The organism is Streptomyces sp. NPDC031049 (assembly GCF_055571015.1).
The window spans coordinates 192387-208411 of the sequence record NZ_JBVIGC010000002.1; the positions used below are offsets into that span (position 1 = coordinate 192387).

The following is a 16025-nucleotide window of genomic DNA, read 5'->3' on the forward strand; positions in this document are numbered from 1 at the left end:
GTGTTCATGCGACCGTCTACGCCCTCGTTGCCCCGTCTGCTGGCCGCAGCCGCCCTCCTGGCCGGGTCCGCGTCCGCGGCCGTGCCGGCCGTGGCGCAGCCGCACGCCGACCCGCCCGCGCCGCTGCCCGCGTGCACCGCCCCCGACGACCACACCTTCCCCCTGACCACCCGCGTCCACGGCGGCCCCGCCCACTACGAACCGGGCGGCGGCTACGGCACCTGGCGGCTGGACCTGACCAACACCACCGACCGGACCTGCGCCGGCATCCACCCCGTCGTCGTCCTGGTCGACGAGGAGCGCGCCCTGGAACCGGACCAGCCCCGGCTGGAGTTCTACGCCGACGGCCGCCCGCACGCCGTCCGTTTCGAGGCGACCGACGCGGACGAACTGGTCGGTGTCTTCACCGGCGAGGACGACGCGTTCCCCGGCTTCACCGTCGGCCCCGGACGGACCCTCACCGTGACCGTGCGGCTCGCCCTCACCTCGGACGCCGTGCCCAACGAGGTCACCGCCAACGCCGCCGTGGTCCAGCGCCGGGCCGGCGACGGCGAGTGGATCGGCCAGTCCAACGACTACCGCTTCCGCGTCGCCGCCGACGGGCCGGGCACCGGCGCGGACGCCGGCACCGGCGGCGACACCGGGGGTGACCCGGACGCCGGGACGACGCGCCCCGAGGGCGGCGGTGGGACGGACGCGGACCGGGGCACCGGCCAGGACGCCACCGCCTCCCCCGCCCCCACCGGCGACCCGACGCCGGCCGAGGAACTCGCCGGCACCGGGCAGAGCCGCACGGTCGCCGCCCTCGCGGTCGCCGGCCTGCTGGTCGCCGCGGGCGCCGGCGCCGTACTGCTGGGCCGGCGCGGGCACCGCTGATCCGTCCACCTCCCCCGTCTCCGGGGCGGCGCGGGCACCGCCGACCCGCCCGCCGCCCCCGTCTGCGACGATCCCTGCGTGGACTACCCGAACGACCAGGCCCCCGGCGCCCCCGTCCGCTCCGGCATCCCGGAACACGGCCGCGTGCCCAAGTACTACGCCGTGAAGGCGCGCATCGACCGGCTCGTCGGCGAACTGGGGGAGGGCGCGGCCATCCCCACCGAGCGCGACCTCTCCGAGCGGTACGACGTCGCCCGCGAGACGGTCCGGCAGGCGCTGCGCGAGCTGGTGCTGGAGGGCAAGCTGCGCCGGCGGGGCCGCGGCACGGTCGTCGCGGGACCGAAGCTGGAGCAGCCGCTGTCCCTCGCCAGCTACACCGAGGGCGTGCGCCGCCAGGGCCGCACCCCGGGCCGTACCCTCGTGGGCCTCGACCGCTTCCCCTGCCCCGACGCGCTCGCCGCCGAGACCGGCCTCGGCCGCGGTGAGCCCGTCTGGCACCTGGAGCGCGTGCTGCTCGCCGACGACGAGCGGGTCGGCCTGGAGAGCACCTACGTCGCCGTGGCCCGGGTCCCCGACCTGGACGCCGACTTCGACCCGGACTCCTCCTTCTACGCCTACCTCGAGGGCAGGGGCATCGTCTTCGGCAGCGCCGACGAGCGCATCGAGACCGTGCTGGCCACTCCGCGCGAGGCCCTGCTCATCGGCACCCCGCCGGCCCTGCCGATGCTGCTGATCCACCGCGTCTCCCGGGACGCCGACGGCCGCCCCCTGGAGCGGGTGCGGACGCTGTACCGGGGAGACCGGTTCTCCTTCACGACCCGCCTCGGCGGCTGAAAAACGCCCTCGCGACCCCCGACGGGCACCCCAGTCTCATCACGAAAAGATAACGGGTCTAGCCCAAACGTGATGACCAGTTCACGCTCTCGTCGTCGGCCGGATTCCTCCGGTTCCCCGATGCCCAGGAGCGTGAGCAACGTGAGAGTGACAGTCGTCGGAGGCGGCGTGGTGGGCACCATGCACGCCTGGCAGGCAGTGAAGCGCGGCCATCAGGTCGTACAGATCGAGCGCGAGACCGAGGCCCGCGGCGCCTCACTGCGCAATTTCGGCCAGATCTGGGTGAGTGGCCGGGCGGGTGGTGCGGAGCTGGAGACCGCGCTGCGCGCCCGGGAGCTGTGGGAGGAGATCGGCGCCCGGGTCCCTGCCCTCGGCTTCCGCCCCAACGGCTCCCTCACCCCGCTCCGCGGGGAGCTGGAGATCGCCGTGGCCGAGGCCGCCGTGGCCCGGCCGGACGCCGCGGCCCGCGGCCACAAGCTGCTCACCCCCGGTGAGGCCCGCGCCCTCAACCCCGCCCTGCGGGGCGCGTTCGACGCCGCCCTGTACTGCGAGCGGGACGCGGCCGTCGAGCCGCGCACCGCGCAGCTCGCCCTCCGCGCCGAGCTGCTCACCTCCCCCCGCTACACGTTCCTGCCCGGGCGCGAGGTCCGTGACGTGGTCGGCGAGAGCGCCGTCCGCGACGACCACGGGGACGTGCACACCGGCGACGTGGTCCTGCTGTGCACCGGCGCCTGGCTCGGCGGCCTGGTCCGCGAACTGGCCGGCCCCGAGCTGCCGGTGCGCCGGGTCCGGCTCCAGATGATGCAGACCGACCCGCTCGGCGAGCCGCTGACCACCTCGGTCGCCGACGCCGACAGCTTCCGCTACTACCCGGCGTACCGCTCACCCGCCCTCCAGGAGCTGAACGCCCGGCAGCCGCAGGCGCCGACGGCCGCCGAGCACCGGATGCAGCTGCTCATGGTGCAGCGCGCCGACGGCGGACTGACCATCGGCGACACCCACGAGTACGACCACCCCTTCGCCTTCGACACCGTCGAGGACCCCTACGACCACCTCACCGGCGTCGTCGAGTCCCTGCTCGGCCGCCCGCTGCCGAAGGTCCGGCGCCGCTGGGCCGGGGTGTACGCCCAGTGCACCGACCCCGGCCGGGTCGTGCACCGGCAGCGGGTCCGCGACGGCGTCTGGCTGGTCACCGGGCCCGGCGGGCGCGGCATGACCTGCTCGCCCGCGATCGCCGAGACCACCGCGAACCAACTTGGCTGGTGAACCCATGACCACGACCGACCCGAACACGGACATCCGCCTCGTCGTCCTCGACATGGCCGGCACCACCGTCGCCGACGGCGGCCTCGTCGAGCGCGCCTTCGACACCGCCGCCCGCGAACTGGGCGTCGAACCCGGCACCGACGACCACGCGAGGAAGCTGGCCCACGTCCGCGCCACCATGGGCGAGTCCAAGATCTCCGTCTTCCGGCACCTGTTCGGCGACGAGGACCGCGCCCGGCGGGCCAACACCGCCTTCGAGAAGGCCTACGGCGAACTGGTCGACGGCGGCCTGACCGCCCCCGTCCCCGGTGCCCGCGAGGCGATCGAGGAACTCCTCGCCGGTGGCCGCACCGTCGTCCTGACCACCGGCTTCGCCCGCGCCACCCAGGACGCGATCCTCGACGCGCTGGGCTGGCACGGCCTGGTGCCGCTCACCCTGTGCCCCGCCGACGCCGGCGGACGCGGACGGCCGTACCCGGACCTGGTGCTGGAGGCCTTCCTGCGGACGGGGGCCGCCGACGACGTACGCCAGGTCGCCGTCGTCGGCGACACCTCCTACGACGTGCTCAGCGGGGTGCGCGCCGGAGCCGGCCTGGTCGCCGGCGTGCGCACCGGGGCGCACGGCGAGGACGCCTTCCGCGAGGCGGGCGCCACCCACGTCCTGGACTCGGTCGCCGGCCTGCCCGCCCTCCTGCGGGGAGCCGGCTGATGGCCGCCACCGGCATCCGCTTCGATGCGGTCACCGTGGCCTACGACGGCAACGTCGTCCTCGACGCCCTCGACCTCACCGTCGCACGCGGCGAGGTCATGGCGCTGCTCGGGCCGTCCGGGTCCGGCAAGACCACCGCGCTGCGGGCGGTCGCCGGGTTCGTCCGGCCCGTCTCGGGACGGGTCTTCCTCGGCGACCGCGACGTCACCGGCCTGCCGCCGCACCGGCGGGGCATCGGCATGGTCGTCCAGCAGTACGCGCTCTTCCCGCACCTGCGCGTCGAGGACAACGTGGCCTTCGGGCTGCGGGCCCGCAGGACGCCCAGGGCCGAGATCAGGGACCGGGTCGCCGAGGCGCTGGAGATGACCGGCATGGCCGCCTACGCCCGGCGCCACCCGCGCGAGCTGTCCGGCGGCCAGCAGCAGCGCGTCGCCATCGCCCGCGCGCTCGCCATCCGGCCGGACGTGCTGCTGCTCGACGAGCCGCTGTCCGCGCTGGACGCCCAGCTGCGCTCCGGGATGCTCGCGGAACTGGCCCGGCTCCACCGCGAACTGCCGGACGTGTCGATCCTGTACGTCACCCACGATCAGGTCGAGGCGCTCACCCTCGCCGACCGGATCGCCGTCATGGACCGGGCGCGGCTGCGCGCGTGCGGGACACCGAGGGAGCTGTACCGGGCGCCCGCGGACGAGTTCACGGCGTCCTTCGTGGGCGGCGCCAATCTCCTGCCGGTGACCGTGGGGGCCGGGGGAGCGTCCTTGGGGGACGCGGAGATCAAGGTCGACACGGAGGGGGTCGCGCCGGGCGCGACGGCGACCCTGTGCGTACGCCCGCACCTGGTCGGGCTCGGCGACGGGCCCAACCGGCTCACCGGCACGGTGGCGGAGATCCAGTGGCGCGGGGCCACGCACCGGCTGTACGTCGACGTCGACGGCCACCGGGTCATGGCCGACCTGCGCGAGCTGCGGGACCCGCCGGTGCTCGGCGAGACGGTGACGCTGCACTTCGCGGCGGACGACGCGGTGCTGCTGCCCGCGGGGGTGGGCCGTGGCTGAGGTCGTGGAACGTCCGCGGGCGTACCGTGGCCGGTCGCGCAGCACCCCGCGCCCCTTCGGGGCGCTCGTGTGGGCCCTTCCCCCCGTGCTGCTGCTCGCTCTCGTCTTCCTCTACCCCCTCGCCCTCGTCGTCCAGCAGTCCCTCCAGCCGGACGGCGGAGGGACGTCCGTCCAGCCCTACGCCGACGTCTTCGCCTCCCCCGCCTTCCGGGAGGCCCTGTGGACGACCGTGTGGCTGGCCGTCGCATCGACCGCCGGATGTCTCGTCCTCGGGTTCGTCCTCGCGCTGATCATCGCGTTCGTCCCCTTCCCGGGGGCGCGGGCGGTGTCGCGGTTCATCGACGTCTTCCTGTCCTTCCCGTCCTTCCTGATCACGCTGGCCCTGCTGTTCGTCTACGGCACGGTCGGCATGGCCAACGGACTGTGGACGGACCTCACCGGATCCGCCGAGGGACCCTTCCGGTTCCTCACCACGCCCTGGGGCGTGCTGCTCGCCGAGATCACGTACTTCACGCCGTTCGTGATGCGCCCGCTGCTCGCCGCGTTCTCCCAGCTGGACACCGCCCAGCTGGAGGCGGCCAGTTCGCTCGGGGCCCGCGCCCCGCGGATCGTCCGGCAGATCATCCTGCCGGAGGCGCTGCCCGCCCTCGCGGCCGGCGGCAGCCTCGTCCTCGTCCTGTGCCTCAACGAGTTCGGCATCGTGCTCTTCACCGGCGCCAAGGACGTCACGACGCTGCCGATGCTGGTCTACGGCAAGGCGATCCTGGAATCCGACTACCCGGGCGCCTGTGTCGTCGCCGTCGTCAACGTCCTGATCTCCGTCGGCCTCTACGGCCTCTACCGGGTGGTGAGCCGCCGTGCTGGTGCATAGCCGCAAGGCGAGGTGGGCCCTGTGGGTGCTCTTCCTCCTGCTCTTCGTCCCCCTGTTCGCCCTGCCCCTCCTCGTCGTCCTCGGCGCCTCCTTCGCCACCCACTGGTCCAGCGTCCTGCCCTCCGGCCTCACCACCGCCCACTACCGGGCCGCCACCCGCGGCGAGGCCCTCCAGGCGCTCACCACCAGCCTGGTCACCGCCCTCACCGCGAGCCTCGTCGCACTGGCCGCCGGCACCTGGGCCGCGCTCGCCGCCGCCGCGCTCGGCAGGCGGCGCCGCAAGGTCATGGACGCCCTGTTCGTGCTGCCCGTCGCCGTGCCCTCCGTCGTCGTGGGCCTGGCGATCCTGGTCGCCTTCTCCCAGCCGCCGCTGCTGCTCAACGGCACCCGCTGGATCGTGATCGCCGCCCACGCCGTGCTGGTCACCGCCTTCGCGTACCAGTCCGTTGCCGCCGCGATCGCCCGCCTCGACCCGGCCTACGAACAGGCCGCCGCGTCCCTCGGGGCCTCGCCCGCCCGCGTCCTGTGGCGGGTGCGGCTGCCGCTGCTGCTGCCCTCCCTCACCGCCGCCGGCGGCCTGTGCTTCGCCCTGTCCATGGGCGAGCTGGGCGCCACGATGATGCTCTACCCGCCCGACTGGACCCCGCTGCCGGTCCTGATCCACGCCGCCACCGACCGCGGCGCGCTGTTCACCGGGTCCGCGGTCGCCGTGGTCCTGATGGCGGCCACGCTGCTGGTGCTGCTCGCCGTCTCCCGGGTCCGCACCAGAGCCTCCTACCGCTGAGAACCGCTGACACCACCACCCCCTCCCCGCAAGGAGTTCCCCCGCCATGCCCGCACAGCGCCTCCTGCCGCTCACCGCCGTCTGCCTGCTCGCCCTCCCGCTGACCGCCTGCGGCGGCGACTCCGCCGCCTCCGACGAGAACGTCGTCACCGTCTACAGCGCCGACGGCCTCAAGGGCGAGAAGGGCGACGGCTGGTACGACCGCGTCTTCGAGGACTTCGAGAAGCAGACCGGCATCAGGGTCGAGTACGTCGAGGGCGGCTCCGGCGAGATGGTGCAGCGCGCCGCCCGCGAGAAGCGCAACCCGCAGGCCGACGTGCTCGTCACCCTCCCGCCGTTCATCCAGCAGGCCGGCACCAAGGGCCTGCTGGCGAAGTACACGCCGAAGGGCGCCGACCAGGTCGGCACCGGGGACAAGGCGGCCGACGGCACCTGGACCGCCGTCGTCAACAACTACTTCGGTTTCATCCGCAACGACAAGGAGCTGAAGCAGCCCCCCACCACCTGGGAGGACCTGCTCGACCCCCGGTACCGGAACCGGCTCCAGTACTCCACGCCCGGCGTCGCCGGCGACGGCACCGCCGTCCTGATCAAGGCCATGCACGACTTCGGCGGCGAGAAGCCCGCCATGGAGTACCTGAAGAAGCTCCAGGCCAACAACGTCGGCCCGTCCGCCTCCACCGGCAAGCTCGCCCCCAAGGTCGACAAGGGCGAACTGCTGGTCGCCAACGGCGACGTGCAGATGAACTTCGCCCAGTCCAGGTCCATGCCCAACCTCGGCATCTGGTTCCCGGCCCGCGAGGGCGGCAGGCCCACCACCTTCGCCCTGCCCTACGCCGCCGGCCTGGTCACCGGTGCCCCGCACACCGAGAACGGCAAGAAGCTCCTCGACCACCTGCTCAGCCGCACGGCACAGACCCAGGTCAGCGAGATCGGCGGCGGCTTCGCGGCCCGCCAGGACATCGAGGCCACCGACGCCAACGCCGTCGAACTCGACAAGATCATGACGGGCGTCGAGGTCTTCGAGCCGGACTGGAACGACATCGAGCAGAACCTCACGGAGTACGTCGACGCCTGGAAGTCGGCCACCGGCAGCTGAGCCCGTCGCCGCCCCGGTACACCGGGTCCAACAACTGGTACTGGGTGATCGACGGGGTCAGGACCAGCACCTCCTGATTAGGCTGTGGGGCGTCGGTACGCCGTGGTTCCGGCGCCCCAGTCCTGCCCGCACGACTTCCAGGAGTTCGAAGCACATGGCAGACCGCAAGCCCATCGAGTCGTGGCTCACCGACATGGACGGCGTGCTCATCCACGAGGGCGTCCCGATCCCCGGCGCCGACGCCTTCCTGAAGAAGCTGCGCGAGTCCGGCAAGCCCTTCCTGGTCCTCACCAACAACTCGATGTACACGCCGCGCGACCTGCACGCCCGGCTGAACCGCATGGGCCTGCACGTGCCGATCGAGTCCATCTGGACCTCCGCGCTGGCCACCGCCCAGTTCCTGGACGACCAGCGGCCGGGCGGTTCGGCGTACGTCATCGGCGAGGCCGGACTGACCACGGCACTGCACGACATCGGGTACGTCCTCACCGACCACGACCCGGACTACGTCGTCCTCGGCGAGACCCGTACCTACTCCTTCGAGGCCATGACCAAGGCGGTACGGCTGATCAACGACGGCGCCCGCTTCATCGGCACCAACCCCGACGAGGTCGGCCCCTCCACCGAGGGCCCGCTCCCGGCGACCGGCGCCGTGGCCGCGCTGATCACCAAGGCGACGGGCAGGCAGCCGTACTTCGCCGGCAAGCCGAACCCGCTGATGATGCGCACCGGCCTGAACACCATCGGCGCCCACTCCGAGACCAGCGCCATGATCGGCGACCGGATGGACACCGACGTGCTGGCCGGCATGGAAGCCGGCATGCAGACCTTCCTGGTCCTCACCGGCGTGACCCGTCCCGACCAGGTGGAGGGCTTCCCGTACCGCCCGTCCCAGGTCGTCGACTCGATCGCGGACCTGGTGGACCGCGTCTGACCCCGGCGCCGCCGAGCCCGTGCCCACCGGGCTACGGCCCGGCCCCCGTCACCCGGTCGGCGTAGCCGCGGCGCGGCGCCGGATGCGGGGGACGGGCCCACGGGGGAGCCTCCAGGTAACTGGAGGTACACGATGGGCCCACTGAAAGTCACTCTCTGTGCCGGGGCCGCGCTCGCCGCGGTGTTCGGCCCAGCGGCGTACGCGGCGGACGGCGGCGCGGTCGCGGTGACCCCGGCCAGCCCCGCACCCGGCACCGACGTCACGCTCCGGGTGCCCGACTGCACCGAGAAGACGGCCGTCGCCGTCTCCGCGGCGTTCGTCACCGACGCCCGGCTCTCCCTCGCCAGCACCGACGGCGCGCTCGTCGGCTCCAGCCGCGTGAAGTCCACGGTCACCGCGGGCGCCTATGCGGTCAAGGTCCGCTGCGGCGGCGCCGAACGCACCGGCACCCTCACCGTCGTCGAGCGCGCCCGGCCCTCGGCCGGCACGTCGGCCGGGCCCACCGCCCACGCCTCTCCCGTCGCCCCGGTCGACGCGGGCGGCGGCGGCACCGCGCACCTGGCCGCCGGCGAGGGCCGGGACGACGACGCCCGGGCGGACGGCCCCGGCACCGCCCACGCGGTGACCGGCCTGGTCCTGGCGGGCGTCGCCGCGGTGGCCGTGGCGCTGCGCAGCGCCCGCCGGAGCCGCGGAACGGACTGAGCCGACCATGTCCGAACAGGAACGCCCCGCGGGCAGTGGCCGCCTGGTGACCGGCATCGCCTGGGTGGTGCTGCTCCTCGGGCTGTGGCTGTGGGGCCGCGAGGCCACCGACGTACCCGAGGGCATAACCGGGCCGGCCACCGGCGACATGGCGGCGGCCGGCCGACCCCCGCACATCGACCTCCCGCCCGCCCACCGGCCGCTCGGAGCCGCGCTGCCGCAGCGCCTGGACGTGCCCGAACTCGGCGTCCAGGCCCCGGTGATGGCCCGCGGCCTGGACGCCGAGGGCGCGCTGGCCGCACCGCCCTTCGACCGGGCCGGCTCGGTCGGCTGGTACGCGGCGGGCGCGACCCCGGGGGAGGCCGGCACCGCCCTGATGGTCGGCCACGTCGACACCGAGACCCGGCCGGCCGTCTTCTACAAGCTCAGCACCCTGGAGCCCGGCGCCACGATCCGGGTGCTCCGCGAGGACGCCCGGGTCGCCGAGTTCACCGTCGACGACGTCCAGGTCCTCACCCGCGACTCCTTCGACGCCCACCAGGCCTACGGGCCGCACCGCACCGGCCGCGCCGAACTGCGGCTGATCACCTGCGGCGGCGGTTTCGACGAGGCGAGCAACGCCTACACGGCGAACGTGGTGGTCTCGGCCTACCTCACCGGAACCGGCCTGTGACGGCTCCCCGCCCCCGGCCCCAGGGCCCTCGTGGGTGCCGGGGCCGTATGTCAGGATTGAGCCTCCGAACAGGCATCAGAGGGGGGTTGGATGTACGGCAGCAGGGGGGCCGGAACGTTTGCCGCGACCAAGGCGTCCGCGGCGGTGCTGGGAGTGGCACTGCTGCTGGCCGGCTGTTCCTCCTCCGGGGACGGCGAGGAGAAGGACCCGGGCACGAGCGCGGGCGCCGGGATCACCCAGCAGCCCAAGGACGCCTCGCCGTTCTGGGTCAACCCGGAGGGCACCGCGGCCCGGCACATGGCCGAGCTGAAGCAGGAGGGCAAGGACGCGCAGGCCGAGCAGATCCGCGAGATCGCCCAGCAGCCGGTCGCCGAGTGGATCAGCCCGGAGAACCCTCAGGAGCAGGCGCGCGGTTTCACCGAGGCCGCCGACGAGGCCGGCCGCACCGCGCTGCTCGTCCTCTACAACATCCCGCACCGCGACTGCGGCCAGTACTCCCAGGGCGGCGCCGCCGACGGCGACGAGTACCGCGCCTTCGTCGACGCCGTGGCCAAGGGCATCGGCGACCGCTCCGCCACGGTCGTCCTGGAGCCGGACGCGGTGCTGCACCTGGTCGACGGCTGCACCCCGGAGGAGTACCACGAGGAGCGCTACGACCTCCTCAAGGGCGCCATCGCCAAGCTGAAGTCGCTGAAGAACACCAAGGTCTACCTGGACGCGGGCAACGCCGGCTGGGGCCACCCCGACCAGATCTTCGAGCCGCTGAAGTGGGCGGGCATCGACCAGGCCGACGGCTTCGCGGTCAACGTCTCGAACTTCTACACGACCGAGGACTCCATCGCCTACGGCAAGGAGCTGTCCGCCAAGGTGGGCGGCAAGCACTTCGTCATCGACACCAGCCGCAACGGCAACGGCCCCTACACCGAGGGCGCCCCGGGCGAGCGCTGGTGCAACCCGCCGGGCCGCGCCCTCGGCGAGACCCCGACGACGAAGACCGCCGACCCGCTGGTCGACGCCTACCTGTGGATCAAGCGTCCCGGCGAGTCGGACGGCGAGTGCAAGGGCGGCCCGAAGGCGGGCCAGTGGTGGCAGGACTACGCCCTGAAACTGGCCGAGGCCTCGACGCGCTGAGGCCCGCGGGCCGTCTGGCGGTCCGGGGCGGTCCCCGGCCGGCCCGTCGCGCGAGGCGACGGCCCGGCACGGGTGGGAGCGGCCCGGTCGGTCAGCTGTCGACGGAGTCGAACGAGTAGCCGTAGGTGTCCATCACCACCGAGAAGTTCGTGGTGCGGTTGCCCGCTTCGTGCCACACCTGGCACCTGTAACCGGTGTCGGCGCCCTTCGCGACGGCCTTGACGGCCGGGATCTCGTCGCACGTCAGCTTCTGCTCGTAGCCGCCGCTGTCCTTGTGGCGCTCCCAGAACTCCTGGTGGACGCGCTTGGCGACGAGGAGGTCCTTCCCCCGCTCGGCGTCGTACCGGATCAGGAAGGCGCCCTCCTTGTAGTCGTCGGCGATCTTCACCGTGAAGGGGATCTCGACGCCCTCGTAGGTGGCCGTGCAGGTGCTGGTCGCGGACGCCTCGAGGGTGACGCCGTCCGGGCAGTCGGCGGTGGTCTCGCCGTTCACCTTCGCGGCCCGCAGCAGGTCCTCGCGCAGCCGGTGCTCGACCTTCTCGGTGAACTCCGAGCCGCTGTCGGGCTCGGGCTGCGGCGTCTTGAGGTCGTCGTAGTCCTGGACGACGTCGGGCTGGGCCCCCGTGATGTCGACGGCGAGCGGTTTGCTCTCCGGCCGCTGCTCCTGCGAGCCGCTCCCGGCCGAACTCCGGCTGTTGTCGTCCCCGTTGTCCCCGTTGCCGCCGTCCCCGCCGGAACTGCACCCCGCGGTGAGCAGGAGCGCGGCCACGACAGCTGGGGCGATCTTGGATATGCGCATGCCACTCACTGTAAAGCGCTGGCAAAACCCGGCCCGAACGGGGGCCCATCAGGCGCCGACGGTGCGTCAGGGACGGGCGCTGCGGGAAAGCGCGGCGCTCCCGCGCCCGGGATCCGGGACGGCGGGAGCGCCGTGACAGGGGCTGCCGGGGCGCGGCGGCCGGGAGGGGCTAGGGGACCTTCACCCACTGGGCCTTGCTGGGCACCCCGTTCTTGTCCGTCACGAACAGCATGTACCACCCGGCCTGCACCAGGTTCCGGTTCTCCGGCACGGTCACCTTCACCCGGTCCCCGGAGGTCGTGAAGTCCAACGCGATGGACCGCTGGTCGACGTCGGTGACGTGGGTGGAGGCGCTGGGCCGGATCAGCCGCACCTTCTCGATCGAGGAGGCCGTCTTCGAGGTGAACGTCCCCGACTCACCGCGCGCGATGGTCTGCGGCCCGCCGGACAGGTCCGGCCGATCCTCGCCGTACAGGTAGGGCGGCGTGTAGATCTCGATCCGCTGCTCGAACTTGCCCGGCTTGGTGTTGGCCTTGTCGGCGAAGAGCGAGTCGGAGCCGAAGAACATCACGCGGCCGTCGGGCAGCAGGATCGACCCCGAGTGGTAGTTGCGGCCGACCAACGGATCGGCGACCCGCTTGAACGCGTTCTTCTCCGTGTCGTAGATCCGCGCCTGGAGGATGTTGGAGTCGCTGCGGCCCCGGTAGTCCTCCGAGCCGCCGGAGACCAGCACGTCGTCGTTGGGCAGGATCGAGGCCTGCGGGTAGCGGGTGCCCTTCTCCAGCGACGGGCCGTCCACGAAGCGCGGGTTGTCGTCCTTGAGGTCGACCAGCCGGGTCTTGGCGCTGGACAGCTTGGACTCGCCGACCCCGCCGCCGCCGATCACCAGGTACCGCTCGTCCTGTGCGGGCGGGAGCAGCACGGTGCCGGAGGTCTCCAGCCGGTCGGGGTGGCTCATGCCGGGGATCTTCGTGAACGTGTTGGTCTCCACGTCCCAGATGCCCGGGTCGCGGCCCACGTCGTCGGGGCCGTAGCCCGCGTTGGACCCCGAGTAGAAGATCTTCCCGTTCTGCATCAGGAACAGCGCGGGATACGTCGGGAACTGACGCTCCTCCTCGGTGTACGTCCACTCCTTGGTCTTCGGGTCGTAGATCTCGTTCTTGCCCGGGACCAGCTGGCCGATGTCGTCCAGGCCGGAGACGCTGAGGATCTTGCCGTCGCTGAGCGTGGTCAGCGTCGGGTACCAGCGGGCCTCGTGCATCGGGTCGACCTTGACGTACTTCTCGGCGACCGGATCGAACTCGAAGGTGTCCCGGATGCCCTGGAAGTCCTTCTTGTCCAGCGCCAGCTTCTCCGCGATGCCGTACGTGTTGCGGGCGTCCTCGCCCGTCAGGCCCTGGATGCGGTAGTTGTCCTGGGTGCCGGTCTGGTACTTGCGGCCCTCCTTCTGCGCCTCGACGTAGACGCGGCCGTAGCCGGGGGTGTTGCCGAGGAACTTGCCGGTCGCCTTGTCGAAGTTCTTCTTCGCGCGCGGGACGAGGACCGGGTCCTTGGAGACGAAGGTCTTGCCGTTCTGCTTGCCGGTGAACTTCGTGCCGGCGGGCAGGGTGATCGGCTTGTCCGGGTTCTCGTTGTGGACGATCATCAGGCCGCCGGCCTTCTTCACGTCACCCTTGAGCTTCTCGTACCGCTTGGTACCGCCCGCGATCAGCAGATTGCCGTTGGGCAGCTGGGTGTGGCCGGTGCAGAACAGGTCGGTCGGGGTGGGGACCTTCTTGATGGTGCCCTTGACCGGGTCCCAGATCCGGGTGTCGTACTGCTTGGCGTCGAAGTTGTCCTGGTTGTTCCCCGAGCCCGCGACGAGCAGCACCTTGCCGGTGTGCAGCAGCGCCGCGTGGATGGTGTTCTGCCGGTACTTCTCGGGAAACTCGATGATCTCCCACTTGCCGTTCTCGGCCTTGTACTCCGGCTTGTTGATCTTGTACTGGTGGTATTTCTCGGTGCCGAAGCGATACAGCCACGGCCCGTTCATCCCGGCCAGCGCGACTACCACCGCCGTACCTATCGCGAAGCGACGGGCCCGGCGGCGGCCGGCACGGTCTTTCATTCCTTACGTCCCCCAAGTCCGCCCAGGGCGATCTGCATGGTCTGGTCGTTGCCCCCGTTGCCCCCGTTGCCCCCGTTGCCCGCGTGTCCCTGGCCGCCTCCCTGGGAGGCGGCCCAGGTGGGACGCTGCTGCGGCGCGTGCGCCCCGGGTCCGGTCGCCTGCTGAGGGATGACCGGCGGTTCGTACGCCGCGGCGGGCGTCGCGTCCCGCACCTCGGCGGCGGCCGGAGCGGCGGGCTGCTTCCGCGCCTGACGCAGCGCGTGCCGCCAGGCGAAGATCGGCGTCGCGGTGATCAGCATGGCGAACGACGCCCAGATGATCATCGCGGGGTGGGAGTTGCCGAGGACGAGACCGGCGACGATCGACCCGCCGAAGATCAGGATGAAGTACCAGTGGTAGCGGAAGGTCCCCAGCCACCGGTCCGGGCTGGCCGAGTCGCCCTTGGGGGTCACCACGAACTTGCTCTTGCGGCGCAGCACCGAGTCGATCAGCGCCTTGGCGTACAGCGGCGCGGACAGCGCGGACATCACCATGCCGGCCACACCGCCGGAGCCCTCGGGCTCGTGCGGGGAGACGTTGTGGCGGCGGTTCCAGACATACAGGCCGATCTGGAGCGCGGAGGCGTTGCCGTAGAGCATCAGCCAGACCGCCGGGTCGATGTTCACACCCGAGGCGCCCAGGCCCAGGAACAGCGCGCAGCTCAGCGCCGCCAGGATCCAGTTCAGGGCCGACATCGGGTAGAAGATGATCATCATGGTGTAGTTGAAGAGCTTGCTCGGCGGCAGCGAGTACCAGCCCTTCCAGTACTGCTTGAGGATCGTCTCGTACGTCCCCCGCGACCAGCGCATCTGCTGGGTGAAGAAGTCCGTCCAGGCGTTCGGGCCCTCGCCGACCGCGAGCACGTCCGGGGTGTAGACCGAGCGCCACTTGCGGCCCGTCGCCGGGTTCTTGGCGCGGTGCATCTCGAAGCCGGTCGCCATGTCCTCGGTGATCGAGTCGTACAGGCCACCGATCTGCTTGATCGCCTTGATGCGCACGGCGTTGGAGGTGCCGACGAACATCGGCGCGCCGTAGCGGTTGCCGGCCCGCTGGATCAGGGCGTGGAAGAGGAACTGCTGCGACTCGGCGGCCTTGGTGACGAAGTTGTCGTAGTTGCCGTAGACCTGCGGGCCGATGACGAAGCCGACGTCGGGGTCGCGGAAGAAGCCGAGCATCCGCTCCAGGTAGTTGGGCAGCGGCACGTGGTCGGTGTCGACCGAGGCGAAGAAGTCGTAGTCGTCGCCGTGCGCCTCCAGCCAGGCGTTGTAGTTGCCGTGCTTGGTCTTGGCGCGGTGCGGGCCCTTCTTCCGGTTCCACTTCGCCACGCCCTTGCGGGAGAAGTGGTGCACGCCCAGGCGCGCGCACACCTCCTTCACCTCGGGGTCGTCGCCCTCGTCGAGCAGCCAGACGTGCAGCAGACCGCGGTGGCGGATCTTGACGGCCGCCTCCAGGGTCTTCGTCACCATCTCCAGCGGCTCCTTGCCGGGCACGAAGGAGGTGAGGAAGGCCACCCGGGTGCCGGTCTCGGGCACCACCGGGATCGGGTCGCGGGCCACCAGCGTCGCATGCGCGTTCGACACCACGTTCATGCAGCGGAAGAACTCGATCAGGCCGATCGAGACCAGCATCACGACGTCGAGGGCGGGCAGCCAGTCGAAGGCGGGGTAGTCGCGCTCGGTCCAGTGCGCGGGCTGGAGCAGCCAGAACAGCAGCACCAGCGACAGCACCGGGGCCGCGACCAGCATCAGGGTGATCCGGATGCGGTGGGGCTCCTGGGATATCAGCGAGCGGTACTGGACCTTGTACGGCTTGTCCGGAGCGGGCTGGGTGAGGGGACCCGCCAGCCGGCTGTAGTGCTCGTAGTCGTAGCGCGGCAGGCTCTTCCTGATCCGCCGGAACGTGCCGGTCGTGCTGTTCCGGTGCGCGGGCACCCTGAGCTGGGTGGTCCGGGACGGATCGAAGTCCTGTCGGTCGCCCGTCGGCGTCGACGCCATGAGTCATCCCCCCACACGCGGTCGGCCGCGTGTTACGTCGCTTTCCTGCGCCCGTTTCCGGTCCCCCTCGACCTTCACAGGCGTATCAGTGGTGGGCTGCTGTCACCACGTCGTCCACACACCTTATAGACATGGAACGACACCTTCCCGGT

At 71.9% G+C, this 16025-nt stretch carries 15 protein-coding genes; 12 read left to right on the forward strand and 3 right to left on the reverse strand.

The annotated features are described in order from the left end of the window. Positions 1-6 precede the first annotated feature (6 nt). From ACZ45Q_RS04315 to ACZ45Q_RS04370, 12 genes are all read left to right on the forward strand, one after another. Positions 7-876 (forward strand): hypothetical protein, encoded by an 870-nt coding sequence (locus tag ACZ45Q_RS04315; RefSeq protein ID WP_468254643.1) that lies wholly within the window; start codon positions 7-9, stop codon positions 874-876. A 78-nt stretch (positions 877-954) separates the two neighbouring features. Next, positions 955-1710 (forward strand): GntR family transcriptional regulator, encoded by a 756-nt coding sequence (locus ACZ45Q_RS04320; RefSeq protein WP_468254646.1) that lies wholly within the window; start codon positions 955-957, stop codon positions 1708-1710. Positions 1711-1830: 120 nt separating this feature from the next. Next, positions 1831-2976, forward strand: coding sequence for a TIGR03364 family FAD-dependent oxidoreductase (locus tag ACZ45Q_RS04325; RefSeq protein WP_468254649.1), 1146 nt, complete (start codon positions 1831-1833; stop codon positions 2974-2976). Between the two features lie 4 nt (positions 2977-2980). Continuing rightward, positions 2981-3685 carry a phosphonatase-like hydrolase gene (locus ACZ45Q_RS04330; protein WP_468254651.1) on the forward strand — a complete coding sequence of 235 codons (705 nt, stop codon included), beginning with the start codon at positions 2981-2983 and terminating at the stop codon, positions 3683-3685. Then, positions 3685-4740 carry an ABC transporter ATP-binding protein gene (locus ACZ45Q_RS04335; protein WP_468254654.1) on the forward strand — a complete coding sequence of 352 codons (1056 nt, stop codon included), beginning with the start codon at positions 3685-3687 and terminating at the stop codon, positions 4738-4740. The genes ACZ45Q_RS04330 and ACZ45Q_RS04335 overlap by 1 nt, the downstream gene beginning before the upstream one ends. 4 nt (positions 4741-4744) lie before the next feature. Next, positions 4745-5611, forward strand: a complete 867-nt coding sequence (locus tag ACZ45Q_RS04340; protein ID WP_468255326.1) for a 2-aminoethylphosphonate ABC transporter permease subunit — start codon at positions 4745-4747, stop codon at positions 5609-5611. Next, positions 5598-6395, forward strand: coding sequence for an ABC transporter permease (locus ACZ45Q_RS04345; protein WP_468254657.1), 798 nt, complete (start codon positions 5598-5600; stop codon positions 6393-6395). Before ACZ45Q_RS04340 ends, ACZ45Q_RS04345 begins: the two co-directional genes overlap by 14 nt. A gap of 46 nt (positions 6396-6441) precedes the next feature. Continuing rightward, complete coding sequence (locus tag ACZ45Q_RS04350) at positions 6442-7494, forward strand: 2-aminoethylphosphonate ABC transporter substrate-binding protein (RefSeq protein WP_468254660.1); 1053 nt, start codon at positions 6442-6444, stop codon at positions 7492-7494. A 154-nt stretch (positions 7495-7648) separates the two neighbouring features. Next, positions 7649-8428, forward strand: coding sequence for an HAD-IIA family hydrolase (locus ACZ45Q_RS04355; protein ID WP_468254664.1), 780 nt, complete (start codon positions 7649-7651; stop codon positions 8426-8428). Positions 8429-8560: 132 nt separating this feature from the next. Continuing rightward, a complete protein-coding gene (locus ACZ45Q_RS04360; RefSeq protein WP_468254667.1) occupies positions 8561-9130 on the forward strand; it encodes a hypothetical protein in 570 nt (189 codons plus the stop codon). 7 nt (positions 9131-9137) lie between these two features. After that, positions 9138-9803 carry a class F sortase gene (locus ACZ45Q_RS04365; protein WP_468254669.1) on the forward strand — a complete coding sequence of 222 codons (666 nt, stop codon included), beginning with the start codon at positions 9138-9140 and terminating at the stop codon, positions 9801-9803. A gap of 90 nt (positions 9804-9893) precedes the next feature. Beyond that, complete coding sequence (locus ACZ45Q_RS04370) at positions 9894-10934, forward strand: glycoside hydrolase family 6 protein (RefSeq protein WP_468254671.1); 1041 nt, start codon at positions 9894-9896, stop codon at positions 10932-10934. A gap of 91 nt (positions 10935-11025) precedes the next feature. On the opposite strand, the gene ACZ45Q_RS04375 is transcribed toward ACZ45Q_RS04370, so the two are convergent. The 3 genes from ACZ45Q_RS04375 to ACZ45Q_RS04385 all read right to left on the reverse strand — a co-directional run bounded on the left by ACZ45Q_RS04375 (position 11026) and on the right by ACZ45Q_RS04385 (position 15873). Further along, positions 11026-11733, reverse strand: coding sequence for a hypothetical protein (locus tag ACZ45Q_RS04375; protein WP_468254674.1), 708 nt, complete (start codon positions 11731-11733; stop codon positions 11026-11028). A 169-nt stretch (positions 11734-11902) separates the two neighbouring features. Then, a complete protein-coding gene (gene glxA / locus ACZ45Q_RS04380) occupies positions 11903-13840 on the reverse strand; it encodes a radical copper oxidase GlxA (RefSeq protein WP_468254676.1) in 1938 nt (645 codons plus the stop codon). Further along, positions 13837-15873 (reverse strand): glycosyltransferase family 2 protein, encoded by a 2037-nt coding sequence (locus ACZ45Q_RS04385; protein WP_468254679.1) that lies wholly within the window; start codon positions 15871-15873, stop codon positions 13837-13839. The genes glxA and ACZ45Q_RS04385 overlap by 4 nt, the downstream gene beginning before the upstream one ends. Positions 15874-16025 lie beyond the last annotated feature (152 nt).

What these genes read in the sequence shown, in the direction of transcription:
- ACZ45Q_RS04315 (WP_468254643.1), top strand. Translation starts at nt 7, where the DNA reads ATGCGACCGTCTACGCCCTCGTTGCCCCGTCTGCTGGCCGCAGCCGCC.
- ACZ45Q_RS04325 (WP_468254649.1), top strand. Translation starts at nt 1,831, where the DNA reads ATGCCCAGGAGCGTGAGCAACGTGAGAGTGACAGTCGTCGGAGGCGGC.
- ACZ45Q_RS04330 (WP_468254651.1), top strand. Translation starts at nt 2,981, where the DNA reads ATGACCACGACCGACCCGAACACGGACATCCGCCTCGTCGTCCTCGAC.
- ACZ45Q_RS04335 (WP_468254654.1), top strand. Translation starts at nt 3,685, where the DNA reads ATGGCCGCCACCGGCATCCGCTTCGATGCGGTCACCGTGGCCTACGAC.
- ACZ45Q_RS04350 (WP_468254660.1), top strand. Translation starts at nt 6,442, where the DNA reads ATGCCCGCACAGCGCCTCCTGCCGCTCACCGCCGTCTGCCTGCTCGCC.
- ACZ45Q_RS04355 (WP_468254664.1), top strand. Translation starts at nt 7,649, where the DNA reads ATGGCAGACCGCAAGCCCATCGAGTCGTGGCTCACCGACATGGACGGC.
- ACZ45Q_RS04360 (WP_468254667.1), top strand. Translation starts at nt 8,561, where the DNA reads ATGGGCCCACTGAAAGTCACTCTCTGTGCCGGGGCCGCGCTCGCCGCG.
- ACZ45Q_RS04365 (WP_468254669.1), top strand. Translation starts at nt 9,138, where the DNA reads ATGTCCGAACAGGAACGCCCCGCGGGCAGTGGCCGCCTGGTGACCGGC.
- ACZ45Q_RS04370 (WP_468254671.1), top strand. Translation starts at nt 9,894, where the DNA reads ATGTACGGCAGCAGGGGGGCCGGAACGTTTGCCGCGACCAAGGCGTCC.
- ACZ45Q_RS04375 (WP_468254674.1), bottom strand. Translation starts at nt 11,733, where the DNA reads ATGCGCATATCCAAGATCGCCCCAGCTGTCGTGGCCGCGCTCCTGCTC.
- glxA (WP_468254676.1), bottom strand. Translation starts at nt 13,840, where the DNA reads ATGAAAGACCGTGCCGGCCGCCGCCGGGCCCGTCGCTTCGCGATAGGT.
- ACZ45Q_RS04385 (WP_468254679.1), bottom strand. Translation starts at nt 15,873, where the DNA reads ATGGCGTCGACGCCGACGGGCGACCGACAGGACTTCGATCCGTCCCGG.